Annotated in this window: 11 protein-coding genes; 5 read left to right on the forward strand and 6 right to left on the reverse strand. The window is 71.0% G+C overall.

The genetic code is table 11. The annotated features are described in order from the left end of the window. Positions 1–22: 22 nt before the first annotated feature. Positions 23–979: a metal ABC transporter substrate-binding protein gene (locus ACWCPF_RS05220; protein ID WP_451043588.1), complete on the reverse strand. Its 957-nt coding sequence runs from the start codon at positions 977–979 to the stop codon at positions 23–25. 149 nt (positions 980–1,128) lie between these two features. Here ACWCPF_RS05220 and ACWCPF_RS05225 point away from each other — a divergent pair, with 149 nt between their 5' ends. Further along, positions 1,129–2,511, forward strand: a complete 1,383-nt coding sequence (locus ACWCPF_RS05225; protein ID WP_451043589.1) for a glycine--tRNA ligase — start codon at positions 1,129–1,131, stop codon at positions 2,509–2,511. 61 nt (positions 2,512–2,572) lie between these two features. On the opposite strand, the gene ACWCPF_RS05230 is transcribed toward ACWCPF_RS05225, so the two are convergent. Continuing rightward, positions 2,573–3,664, reverse strand: coding sequence for an endonuclease/exonuclease/phosphatase family protein (locus tag ACWCPF_RS05230; RefSeq protein ID WP_451043590.1), 1,092 nt, complete (start codon positions 3,662–3,664; stop codon positions 2,573–2,575). A gap of 228 nt (positions 3,665–3,892) precedes the next feature. Between ACWCPF_RS05230 and ACWCPF_RS05235 the strand changes: the two genes are divergently transcribed. Both ACWCPF_RS05235 and ACWCPF_RS05240 read left to right on the forward strand, forming a co-directional pair. Beyond that, on the forward strand, positions 3,893–4,903 hold the full coding sequence (locus tag ACWCPF_RS05235; RefSeq protein ID WP_451043591.1) for an aldo/keto reductase: 1,011 nt from the start codon (positions 3,893–3,895) through the stop codon (positions 4,901–4,903). A gap of 25 nt (positions 4,904–4,928) precedes the next feature. Next, complete coding sequence (locus tag ACWCPF_RS05240; protein WP_451043592.1) at positions 4,929–5,543, forward strand: TetR family transcriptional regulator; 615 nt, start codon at positions 4,929–4,931, stop codon at positions 5,541–5,543. Positions 5,544–5,585: 42 nt separating this feature from the next. Here the strand turns inward: ACWCPF_RS05240 and ACWCPF_RS05245 are convergent, their stop codons facing one another. The 3 genes from ACWCPF_RS05245 to ACWCPF_RS05255 all read right to left on the reverse strand — a co-directional run bounded on the left by ACWCPF_RS05245 (position 5,586) and on the right by ACWCPF_RS05255 (position 8,805). Further along, positions 5,586–6,755 (reverse strand): serine hydrolase domain-containing protein, encoded by a 1,170-nt coding sequence (locus ACWCPF_RS05245; RefSeq protein WP_451043593.1) that lies wholly within the window; start codon positions 6,753–6,755, stop codon positions 5,586–5,588. Positions 6,756–7,034: 279 nt separating this feature from the next. After that, positions 7,035–7,256, reverse strand: coding sequence for a hypothetical protein (locus ACWCPF_RS05250; protein ID WP_451043594.1), 222 nt, complete (start codon positions 7,254–7,256; stop codon positions 7,035–7,037). 118 nt (positions 7,257–7,374) lie between these two features. After that, positions 7,375–8,805, reverse strand: coding sequence for an MFS transporter (locus ACWCPF_RS05255; RefSeq protein ID WP_451043595.1), 1,431 nt, complete (start codon positions 8,803–8,805; stop codon positions 7,375–7,377). A 101-nt stretch (positions 8,806–8,906) separates the two neighbouring features. Here ACWCPF_RS05255 and ACWCPF_RS05260 point away from each other — a divergent pair, with 101 nt between their 5' ends. Then, entirely contained in the window at positions 8,907–9,764 is an 858-nt protein-coding gene (locus ACWCPF_RS05260; protein ID WP_451043596.1) for a helix-turn-helix transcriptional regulator, read from the forward strand. Here ACWCPF_RS05260 and ACWCPF_RS05265 read toward each other — a convergent pair. Next, positions 9,754–11,199, reverse strand: coding sequence for an MFS transporter (locus tag ACWCPF_RS05265; protein WP_451043597.1), 1,446 nt, complete (start codon positions 11,197–11,199; stop codon positions 9,754–9,756). The genes ACWCPF_RS05260 and ACWCPF_RS05265 overlap by 11 nt on opposite strands. 83 nt (positions 11,200–11,282) lie before the next feature. Between ACWCPF_RS05265 and dusB the strand changes: the two genes are divergently transcribed. Then, positions 11,283–12,437, forward strand: a complete 1,155-nt coding sequence (dusB, locus tag ACWCPF_RS05270; RefSeq protein WP_451043598.1) for a tRNA dihydrouridine synthase DusB — start codon at positions 11,283–11,285, stop codon at positions 12,435–12,437. Positions 12,438–12,508 lie beyond the last annotated feature (71 nt).

Here is a 12,508-nt window from a genome sequence, read left to right on the forward strand (position 1 = left end):
CTCCGTAGAGATCACTGGAGCTTCACTTGGTTCCCAGGGCCGTCTGCAGCGCCTTGAGGTTGGCTTCCTGGACCGCGAAGTAGTCCTTGCCCCGGGACTTCTCGGTGATGCCCTCGATCGGGTCGAGGACGTCGGTTTTGAGGTTCGCGTCGGAGGCGATGGTCTTCGCGGTCTTGTCGCTGACGAGCGTCTCGTAGAACACGGTCGTGACGCCGTCGGCCTTGGCCATCTTCTCAAGCTCCTTGACGCGCGCGGCGCTGGGCTCCGACTCGGGGTCGAGGCCGTTGATGGCCTCCTCGGTCAGGCCGTAGCGCTCGGCGAGGTAGCCGAAGGCGGCGTGCGTGGTGACGAAGACCTTGGTCCTGGTGTTCGCGAGCCCGGTCTCGAACTTCGTGTTCAGCTCGCCGAGCTTCTTCACGAGGGCGGCGGTGTTGGTCTTGTAGTCGGCCGTGTGGTCCGGGTCGGCCTTCTCGAAGGCCTTGCCGACGCCCGCGGCGACCTCGGCGTAGCGCACCGGATCGAGCCAGATATGGGGGTCGAGACCGGCCAGTTCCTCGTTCTCGTGGTCGTCGTGCTCGGCCGCGTGGCCGCCGACCTCGTTGCCGTGCTTCTCCAGCGTGGTGAGGGAGGCGGCGTCGATCTTCGTCTTGATCTCGGACTGGGCCACCGCGTCGTCGACGGAGGGCTGGAGGTTCTTCAGGTACAGGACCGCGTCGGACTCCTGGAGGGCGGCCGTCTGCTTGGCGCTGATCTCCAGGTCGTGCGGCTCCTGGCCGGGCTGGGTGAGACTGGTGACGTGCACATGGTCCCCGCCTATCTGCTCGGCGAGGTAGGCCATCGGATAGAACGACGCGACGACGTCGAACTTGTCCGTGTTCGCAGCGGCCGCGCTGTCGGTCGAGCAGGCGGAGAGGGTGCCGAGGCCGAGAGCGGTGGCAGCGGCGATCGCGGTGCCGGATATGACTCGTCGTACGTTCATGACAGTCATTTTCAACAAATATGGAAACCGTTGTCAACAAGGTTCCGGCAGGGCACCGATTTGGTTGAGGGGGAGCCCCCGCCGGTACCCTGAAGTCTTCGCTGGAAGCACCTCGCTTCGTCGCCCGTCGTCGTTATGAAGAGAGCACCGTGGCCGCCGACAAGATCGACACCATCGTCAGCCTGAGCAAGCGCCGTGGCTTCGTATTCCCCTGCAGTGAGATCTACGGCGGCCAGAAGGCCGCCTGGGACTACGGACCGCTGGGTGTCGAGCTCAAGGAGAACCTGAAGCGCCAGTGGTGGCGCTACATGGTGACGTCGCGCGAGGACGTGGTCGGCATCGACTCGTCCGTCATCCTGGCCCCCGAGGTCTGGGTGGCCTCCGGTCACGTCGCCACTTTCTCCGACCCGCTGACCGAGTGCACCTCCTGCCACAAGCGGTTCCGCGCGGACCACCTGGAAGAGGCGTACGAGGCCAAGCACCACCGCCTGCCGGAGAACGGCCTGGCGGACATCAACTGCCCCAACTGCGGCAACAAGGGCCAGTTCACCGAGCCCAAGCAGTTCTCGGGTCTGCTCTCCACCCACCTCGGCCCCACGCAGGACACCGGCTCCATCGCCTACCTGCGCCCCGAGACCGCGCAGGGCATCTTCACCAACTTCGCCCAGGTGCAGACCACTTCGCGCAAGAAGCCGCCGTTCGGCATCGCCCAGATGGGCAAGTCCTTCCGCAACGAGATCACGCCCGGCAACTTCATCTTCCGCACCCGCGAGTTCGAGCAGATGGAGATGGAGTTCTTCGTCAAGCCGGGCGAGGACGAGAAGTGGCAGGAGTACTGGATGGAGCAGCGCTGGAACTGGTACACCGGTCTCGGCCTGCGCGAGGAGAACATGCGGTGGTACGACCACCCGAAGGAGAAGCTCTCCCACTACTCCAAGCGCACCGCCGACATCGAGTACCGCTTCCAGTTCGGCGGCAACGAGTGGGGTGAGCTGGAGGGCGTCGCGAACCGCACGGACTACGACCTCACCGCGCACTCCAAGGCCTCCGGCCAGGACCTCTTCTACTTCGACCAGGACGCCCAGGAGCGCTGGACGCCGTACGTCATCGAGCCCGCCGCCGGTGTCGGCCGCGCGATGCTCGCCTTCCTGCTCGACGCCTACGTCGAGGACGAAGCCCCCAACGCCAAGGGCAAGCTGGAGAAGCGCACGGTGCTGCGCCTCGACCACCGTCTCGCCCCGGTGAAGGTCGCGGTCCTCCCGCTCTCCCGCAACGCCGAGCTGTCCCCCAAGGCCAAGGGCCTCGCCCAGGCGCTGCGGCAGAACTGGAACATCGAGTTCGACGACGCCGGCGCGATCGGCCGCCGCTACCGCCGCCAGGACGAGATCGGCACGCCGTACTGCGTGACGGTCGACTTCGACACCCTGGACGACAACGCGGTGACGGTGCGCGAGCGCGACTCCATGAAGCAGGAGCGGGTGTCCCTCGACCAGATCGAGGGCTACCTGGCCGGCCGCCTGATCGGCTGCTGACCCGCCGACCCGCTGACACGGGCCCCGCATCCCCTCGCCGGGGTGCGGGGCCCGCTGTGTTTTACAGGTCCAGGTCCGCGTACAGCGCCGCGTGGTCGGAGGCCTGGGTCGCCCTCGACGTGACCGTCGGGAACGACTTGAAGGTCCTCGGGGCCCAGATGCCCCGCCGTTCCACCTCGACGTGCTCGACGCGCTCGAACAGCCCCGGCGGGAACATGAGGTAGTCGATCTTGTCGTCGTCCTGTGTGCCCGGTCCGTGGGTGCCCGGGTCTCCCGTGTAGCTGGTGTGCGTCATCGCGTCCTTCAGGCCGGCGTCCAGCAGGGTCTTGACCGGGGCGCTGGCCATGAAGTCGTTGAGGTCGCCGGCGACGACGACCTGCGCCGACCGCAGGAGGGCGGCCTCGTAGATCTCCCGGACGCGCAGGGCCTGGCGGGCGCGGAGTCCGGCGCCGCCGCCCCGCTTGCTCTTGAGGTGGTTGCCCAGGATCCACAGGGGCGTGCCGTTCAGGGAGATCTCGAATTCGGGGCAGTCCCGGCTGAAGAGCCGCCGGCCGCCCTGTCCGGGGTCGAAGATGTGCGACCGCACCGAGGTGATCGGGTGACGGCTGAGGACGCCCACGTCGATGCCGCGGGGGTCGTTGCCGTCGATCAGCAGGTTGAACGGGTAGGGCTGGTGCCCCAGCGTCTTGCCGAGGACGTTCTCGTTGAAGCGCTCCAGGGCGAGGCGGTCCTCGACCTCCACCATGAGCAGGACGTCCGCGTTGACCTCGGCCACCACCCGACCGGTGTTCTGCACGGCCGGCCAGCTGAGGTCGTCGCGCACGAGCTGGGCCCAGCCGGCCCAGTCCCCGCGGCCGGCGGCCGCGATCGTGAGGGTGGGGTCCTCGTCGAAGAGTCTGCCGCCCGTCCCCTTCAGCTCGTTGACGAAGAACGGCCGGGGGCTGTCCGGCGAGGAGTCGAGGACCCGGTGCTCCTTGACGATCGCGAGGATCCGGTCCTTGTCGAGGTCCGAGTAGCTCTCCTTCTCCAGGAGGGCCACCAGTTCGCCGAAGTCGGCGAGGACCTTGTCGCGCTGGGTGTCGCTCTCCAGGGCGAAGGCCTTCGGACGGCGGAAGAGGTTCTCCGCGTTGAAGGTGCCGATACGGATGGTCATGACGCGCCTCCCGCGGCGGCGCAGAGCCGCTCGGCCGACGGCAGGCGCCGCCGAGGTGACTGCACGCCGACACTCTCCATTGTCCGGGTCCCGGGCGCTGCCGTCGCATCGACGGACAGGGGTCGATGGACAGGGGTCGATGGGCAGGGCGGGGCATGACAGGGCACGGCATGGCATGACAGCTGACAGATATTGAAATCTGTCAGCTGTCATGCCATGCTGACGGTCATGACGATCCACGAGCACACCCGCACCCTTGGCACCACCGGCCCCGAGGTCTTCGCCCTGGGGCTCGGCTGTATGGGCATGTCCGCGCTGTACGGCGACGCGGACCGGTCCGAGGGGATCGCGACGATCCATGCGGCCCTGGAGGCCGGCGTGACGCTGCTGGACACCGGCGACTTCTACGCCATGGGGCACAACGAACTGCTGGTCGGCGAGGCGCTGCGCACCGCCCCGGCCGCCCACCGCGAGCAGGCGCTGGTCAGCGTGAAGTTCGGCGCCCTGCGCGGCCCGGACGGCGGCTGGGAGGGCTACGACGGCCGCCCGGCGGCGGTGAAGAACTTCGCCGCGTACTCGCTCCAGCGCCTCGGCGTCGACCACATCGACGTCTACCGCATCGCCCGGCTCGACCCGGACGTGCCGATCGAGGAGACGGTCGGCGCGATCGCCGAGCTGGTCGAGCAGGGGTACGTCCGGCACATCGGCCTCAGCGAGGTCGGCGCCGAGACGATCCGCAAGGCCGCCGCGACCGCCCCGATCGCCGACCTCCAGATCGAGTACTCGCTGATCTCGCGGGGCATCGAGGCGGAGATCCTGCCGGCCACCCGCGAGCTGGGCATCGCCGTCACGGCGTACGGAGTGCTCTCCCGGGGCCTGATCTCCGGCCACTTCACCGCCGACCGGCAGCTCGCCGCGAACGACTACCGCGCCTACTCGCCCCGCTTCCAGGGCGACAACCTCCGGCACAACCTGGACCTGGTGGAGGCGCTGCGGAAGATCGCCGAGCAGAAGGGCGTCTCCGTCGCGCAGATCGCGATCGCCTGGGTGCTCGGCCGGGGCGAGGACATCGTGCCCCTCGTCGGCGCCCGCACCCGGGAGCGGCTCACGGAGTCCCTCGGCGCCCTGGAGGTCACTCTGGACGCGGCCGACCTCGCCGCCATCGAGGAGGCCGTGCCGGCCGACGCCGCGGCGGGCGAGCGCTACCCCGCGGCCGCGATGGCTCACCTCCCGGCGTGATTCCCCTGCCAGGTACGGTCTGAGCATGTCACCGACCACCGAGACCCTGACCGCCGAGCGCATCCTCGAGGCGACCGAGGAGGTGCTGCGCCGCCACGGCCCCGCCAAGGCCACCGTGGTCGACGTGGCCCGCGCGCTCGGCGTCAGCCACGGCAGCGTCTACCGCCACTTCCGCACCAAGGCGGCGCTGCGCGAGGCGGTCACGAAACGGTGGCTGGACCGCACCTCGGAGACGCTCTCGGGCATCACCGCCGACGAGACCCGCACCCCTGAGGACCGGCTGCGCGACTGGCTCGCCGCCCTGCTCGACGCCAAGCGCCGCAAGGCGGGCCTCGACCCCGAGCTGTTCGCCACCTACATGGTGCTGACCAGCGAGAACGGCTCGGCGGTCGGCGGCCACCTCGACGACCTCACCGGCCAGCTGACCTCGATCATCGAGGCGGGGGTCGCCACCGGCGCCTTCGCCACCCCCGACCCGGCCGTCGCCGCCCGCGCCGTCTTCCAGGCCACCGCCCGCTTCCACGACCCCGTCTACTTCCGGGAGTGGGAACGCCCGGAGGCGAACGACGACTTCAAGGCCCTGGTGGACCTGCTGCTGGACGGCCTGCGGACGCAGTCCCCTCCGGCTTCCCCGACCTGAGGCAGCACCGGCCGCGGCCCTCCTGCCGCAGCCTCAGCAGCCTCAGCGTCCTGTCGTGCACCGCCAGAAGTCCCGCATCAGCGGTGTGGGCGTCGGGCTCTCCATCGCCACCTGGGTCAGCAGGACGGTGACCGTGCTCGTGTGCGGGACGATGTGCGCCGTCGTGCCCGTGCCGCCGACCCAGCCGTAGCGGCCCGGAACGTTCCACGGGTCGACCGGGGCGACGTCCACGCTGCCGCCGTAGCCCCAGCCCTGCCCCTCCAGGAACAGGGCTGCGCCCTCCCGCTGGGCCGCCGTCAGATGATTGGACGTCATACGGCTCACCGAGGTGGGGGAGAGGACGCGGCGGCCGTTCGCCTCGCCCGCGTTCAGCAGGAGGCGGCCGAAGGCCAGCCAGTCGTCGGCCGTCGAGACCAGGCCCCCGCCGCCCGACGGGAACCTCGGCACGCTGCTCCACTCGCCGTCCGGAGTGTCCGCCACCTCCAGCGCGCCGACGCCGTCGGGACGGTACGCCGTGGTGAACCGGTCCCGCTTCTCCTTCGGCACCTCGAACGACGTGTCCGTCATGCCCAGCGGTTCGAAGATCCGCTCCGCGAGGAACTCCGGGAGCGGACGGCCCGACGCCCGCGCGATCAGCACCCCCTGCAGATCGGACGCCGTGCCGTACAGCCAGGCCGCGCCCGGCTGGTGGAGCAGGGGGACGCGGGCCAGGTCCGCCAGCCAGGCGTCCGGGTCCGGGAACGCCTGCGGGGCGCGGCCGTCCTTCTGCACCTGGAACAGCGCCTGGACGGCCGGGAAGGAGAAGTCGGCGGGGAAGCCCCAGCCGGGGCGCGAGCTCAGCAGATCCTCGACCGTGATCGGGCGGGCCGCCGGGACCACGTCGTCCAGGGGAACGGCCGGGGTGCGGACCACCAGCGGGGCAGCGAGCTCGGGCAGCCACTCGGCGGCCGGCGCGTCCAGGGCGACGGTGCCGTCCTCCACCAGCGTCAGCAGCGCCGCCGCCGTGATCGGCTTGCTGATCGAGGCGAGACGGAAGAGGGACTCCCGGGTCATCGGGGCGGAGCCGTCGGCGTCCTGCGACCCGGCCGCCACCACCTCCACCTCGTCCCCCCGGGCCACCAGAGCCACAGCGCCCGGGACGGTCCCGTCGTCGACGTACTGTCGCAAGGTGTTGCGCAGGTTCCGGTGCGGGGGCTGGTGCGGAGCGCTCATGGGCCGGCCTTCCGGTGGGAGTCTTCGGCTTCACTCTTCACCGGTACGACTCCCCGGGCACCCGCAACTCATCGCGGCGCGGCCGACGGCGCTGCCAAGCGGTTCGGGCGAAGTCGGTTGCGGTTCGGCAGCGCCCTGAAGGGGCGCGGGGCGCTGACATCTGCGGCTCCGCCGCGGTGGGGGTCCCCCCGCTCGAGCGCAGCCGAGAGTGGGGGAGCGACCAGCCACGATGGTGCCGCACCGAAACGACGGCACATCGCGGCACATCCAGCGGAGCGCTCAGCGGCCCTGCTCGCGGCTCTCCGTGGGATCCACCGTCGCCTGGTGCGCCTCGGCGAGGTGCTCCTGGGCCTTCAGCCAGGGCAGGAACTGCGCCCCCTGACGCCAGCCGCACGTGTCGCACTCGATCGTGCGCCGCGCCCCCGCACGCCGCACCCTGACGATGTGCTCCCGCCCGTGCTGGTCCCAGCGGCTCACCTTGCTCGTGTTGATCTCCAGCATGACGTCTCCTGCGTCTCGTCGTGCGTCCGAGGACATCGAGTCCGGCCGCGCGGTCGAGGAACCCGCGCAGCAAGGAGTGTGCAGCAAGACCAACATCAACAGGGACACCGGCCGGACCTCACCCCACCGTGCGCGGCAGCCGCAGGCTCAACAGCGCCGTCACGACCACCCCGGCCAACTGCACGGCCAGCGTGGTGACAAGGGCGTCCCGCATGCCCATCCCCGGGACCAGGGACAGGAACAGGGTGCCGAGGGTGGCCACGCCCAGGGCCAGCGAGGCCTGTTGAGTGGTCACCATCACACCGCTGCCGACGCCCGCCCGCTCCGGCGGCACCTGCGACATCACGATCCGCATGACGACGGGCAGTTGGAGCGCCTGGCCGGTACCGGCGACCGCCGCGCCCGGCAGCAGCTCGACGAAGCCGACGTCCGGCCAGTCCGCGCGCACCGCGAGGATGAGGAGGACGACGCCCAGCCCCTGGAGCAGCGAACCGGCGGTCACCACCCGGGCCCCGAACCGGGTCACCAGCCGGGGTCCGGCCAGCGAGGCCAGGAAGAACGCCGAGGCCATCGGCGCGAGCGTGAGTCCGGCCGGCACCGGACCGAGCCCGGCCCCGCGCTGCAACGCCACGGCCACCACGAACATGAATCCGCTGAACCCGATCGAGAACGGCACCATGAGCAGCAGCCCGCGGCGCAGCGGCGTGAGCGCGAACAGGCTCGGCGGCACCAGCGGCGTTCGGCCCTGCCGGTCGGCCCGCCGCTCCACCGCGTAGAACGCGCCCGCCAGCAGCGGGAACGCGGCCAGCGACAGCCAGGTCCACAGCGGCCAGCCCGCGGCCCGGCCCTCGGTGAGCGGGGCGAGCAGCGCCAGCAGGGCGGCGGCGAGCAGCACGGTGCCGGGTCCGTCCACGGGCTCCGGACGCCGGGAGCGGGTCTCCGGGACGGCCCGGACGGCAAGCACCAGGCCGACGAGCACGACGGGCACGTTGACCAGGAACACGGACCGCCACCCGCTGCCCGCGAGGTCCGCGGCGACGAGGACGCCGCCGAGGATCTGGCCCGCGACCATCGACAGGCCGGCGGTCGCGCCGTAGAGGCTCATGGCCCTGGCGCGGCGCGGTCCCTCGGTGGCGGACTGGATGGTGGCGAGCACCTGCGGCACCATGGCCGCGGCCGCCGCGCCCTGCGCGATCCGCGCCGCGACCAGCGACCAGGCGTCGGGCGCGAGGCCGCAGACCAGCGAGGTCAGCCCGAAGGCGGCCATGCCGCACAGGAAGAGCCGGCGCCGGCCGAAGAGGTCGCCGAGCCGGCCGCCGAGCACGAGGAGCACGGCATACGCGAGCCCGTACCCGGCGACGACGAGTTCGAGGACCGACTCGCTCGCGCCGAGGTCCTGGCCCATGGTGGGCAGGGCGACGTTGACGATGAAGAAGTCGACGAGGGGCAGCGCCGCGCCGATCAGCACGGTGAACAGCCCGAGCGAACCGAGCGCGCCGGGTGCCGCGGCACTCCGTCCGGCGGCTGGGGTAGCGATGGTTTCAGTCACCCTCCAGAGCCTGAGCCGCCCCGCAGACGGGTACCAGAGTGTCCTTGTCCTGGTAGCAGAAGTACCTGGCAACAGGATCCGAACGACGGCACGCTGGAGACATGACGACGACGGAGATCCGGCGGCACGAGCTGGCGGCCTTTCTGCGCAGCCGCCGCGAGCGCATCACGCCCGAGCAGGTGGGCCTCCCGCGCGGGGCGCGCCGCCGCACGCCGGGCCTGCGCCGTGAGGAGGTCGCCCATCTCTCGGCGGTCGGCGTCACCTGGTACACCTGGCTCGAACAGTCGCGGGACATCCATGTCTCGGTCCAGGTCCTGGACGCGCTCGCCCGCACGCTGATGCTCGACCCGAGCGAACGGGCCCACCTCTTCCAGCTGGCCGGCGCGACCGACCCGACGCCCGCCTCGTCGTGCATGGGCGTCACGGACGCCGTCCGCGATCTGCTCGACCGGCTCGACCCGATCCCCGCCAGCGTCCAGAACAGCCGTTACGACATCCTGGCCTACAACCGCACCTACGCCCACCTGTTGTGCGACCTCGACGCGGTGCCGCCCGAGGACCGCAACTGCGTGATCCTCATGCACACCCACCCCCAGTGGCGCGAGTCGGTGATCCACCACGACGAGTCCATGCGCGTGATGGCCGCGAAACTGCGCGCGTCCATGGCCGGACACCTCTCCGAGCCGGCCTGGAAGATGCTGGTCAAGCGGCTGCAGTCGGAGTCCCCGGCGTTCCGCGAGAACTGGGAGCGCTACGAGATCGCCGCCGGCCGCGGCAAGGTCAAACAGTTCCGCAACCGCCATGTCGGCCTGCTGACCCTCACCCACACCGACCTCTGGCTGAACCCGGAACTCGGCGCTCGCATCGTGACGTACGTACCGGTGGACGCGCAGACCCGGGAACGGCTGGAGCAGTTGAACGCGCTGGCCCGGGACCCGCGGCGCACGCTCACGCGCTGACGCTCGACGCCTCAAGGATCTCCGGCGTCTCCAGGCGCTGCGCCGTCCGCTCCGCCGTCCCCTTCGCCCAGCGGCCGGTGGTGACCGCGCCCAGGACGAGGACGACCGCGCCGCAGCCGGTGAGGATCCACCAGCCGGGGACCGCGGCGGCGGCGAAGGTCTCGCGGTAGGACGAGGTGCTCACGCCCGCCGCCAGGACCGCGCCGATCACCGCGACGCCCAGGGTCTGGCCGAGCTGGCGGCTGGTGGAGGCGACCGCCGCCGCGAGCCCCGCCTGACTGCGCGGCATGCCCGACACGGCCGTGTTGGTGATCGGCGCGTTCACGAAGCCGAAGCCCACGCCGAACAGCGCGTACCCGAGGAACAGCGTCGCGTCGGACGTCTGCGCGTCGAAGGCGGCGAACAGCAGCCCGCTCGCCGTCATCGCGACGCCCGCGATCAGCAGCGGCAGCCGGGGGCCCCGGGTGCCCAGCAGCCGTCCGGACAGGGGCGCGCACAGGAACGTCGGCACGGCCATCGGCAGCATCCACAGGCCCGCGTGCAGGGCGTCGAGGCCCCGTACGTTCTGGAGGTAGAGGGTGGACAGGAACAGGAACCCGCCCAGTGCGGCGAACGCGCTGATCGCCACCACGGTCGCGCCGCTGAACGGCGCCGACCGGAAGAACCGCAGGTCGATGAGGGGTTCGGCGCGCCGGGGCTCGTAGCGGAGCAGACCGATCAGCGCGGCCAGCGCCACGGCGGCGAACGGGCCGCTGGTCGCCAGGCCCGCCTCCGGCGCCTCGATGATCGCGTAGGTCAGGGAGCCGAAGAGGGCGATGACCAGCAGCTGGCCGACCGGGTCGGGGCGGCGGGCCTTCGGCGCCCGGGACTCGGGGACGTAGCGCAAGGTCGCCAGCAGGGCGACCAGGCCGACCGGCAGGTTGAGCCAGAAGATCGAGCGCCAGCCGACGGTCTCCACGAGCAGTCCGCCCAGCAGCGGGCCGGCGGCCATCGACATGCCGACGACCGCGCCCCACACCCCGATCGCCCGGGCGCGCTCGCGCGGGGCGGTGAAGGTGTTGGTGATGATCGACATGGCGACCGGGTTCAGCATCGAACCGCCGACCGCCTGCACCATCCGCGCCGCGATCAGCAGGTCGAGGTCGGGGGCGAGCGAGCACAGCAGGGAGCCGATCGAGAACACGACCAGGCCGGTCATGAAGACCTTCTTGCGGCCGATCCGGTCGGCGGTCGACCCCGCGAGCATCAGCAGCGAGGCCAGCACCAGCGTGTAGGCGTCGATCGTCCACTGGAGTCCGGCGGTGGTGGCGTGCAGGTCCTGCTGCATCACGGGCAGGGCGATGTTCAGGACCGTGGCGTCGAGGCTCACGATCAGCAGGCTCATGCAGCAGATGGCGAGGACGAGGAGGCGTCGGCGAGGGCTGAGCTCGGGCATGCGATTCAGCGTACGCCCGGTTTCAATAGTGCGTCTAACTAATGACTGTTACATGATCCTTGCCGATGCGCGACAATGGCCCAATGCCCACGACCACACCCGTCATCGCCCGGCCCCTGAGGATCGGCCCGCACGCCGTCCAGCCGCCCGTCGTCCTGGCCCCCATGGCCGGGATCACCAACGCGCCCTTCCGTACCTTGTGCAGGGAGTTCAGTGGCGGCAAGGGGCTGTTCGTCAGCGAGATGATCACGACCCGGGCGCTGGTCGAGCGCAACGAGAAGACCATGCAGCTGATCCACTTCGACGCGACCGAGAAGCCCCGCTCGATCCAGCTGTACGGCGTCGACCCGGCGATCGTCGGCAAGGCCGTCCGCATGATCGTGGAGGAGAACCTCGCCGACCACATCGACCTGAACTTCGGCTGCCCGGTCCCGAAGGTGACGCGCAAGGGCGGCGGCTCCGCCCTCCCCTACAAGCGCAACCTGCTGCGCGCCATCCTGCGCGAGGCCGTCAGCGGCGCCGGCGACCTCCCGGTGACGGTCAAGCTGCGCAAGGGCATCGACGACGACCACCTCACGTACCTCGACGCGGGCCGGATCGCCGTCGAGGAGGGCGTGGCCGCCATCGCCCTGCACGGCCGCACCACAGCCCAGCACTACGGCGGCACCGCCGACTGGGACGCCATCGCCCGCCTGAAGGAACACGTCCCGGAGATCCCCGTCCTCGGCAACGGCGACATCTGGTCGGCGCAGGACGCGCTGCGGATGGTGCGCGAGACCGGGTGCGACGGAGTCGTCGTCGGGCGCGGCTGCCTGGGCCGCCCCTGGCTGTTCGCGGACCTGGTCGCCGCCTTCGAGGGGCGCCCGGACGACGTCTCGCGCCCCTCCCTGCGCCAGGTCGCCGACATCATGGTCCGGCACGCCGCCCTCCTCGGCGAGTGGATCGGCGACGAGTCGCGCGGGGTCATCGACTTCCGCAAGCACGTCGCCTGGTACCTCAAGGGCTTCGCGGTCGGCTCCGAGATGCGCCGGCGGCTGGCGATCACGTCGTCGCTGACGGAACTGCGGTCCGGGCTGGACGAGTTGGACCTCGACCAGCCCTGGCCCAGCGGCGCCGACGGCCCCCGCGGCCGCTCGTCCGGCAACCACCGCGTGGTGCTCCCGGACGGCTGGCTCAAGGACCCCTACGACTGCGCGGGCATCAGCGAGGACGCGGAACTGGACACCTCCGGCGGCTGAGGTCCCGGCCGAGTCCCGGCTGAAGTCCCGGCCGAGGCCCCGGCCGAGGGCCCGCGCATCCCTCCAGGGGA

The organism is Streptomyces sp. NPDC001858 (genome assembly GCF_053594615.1).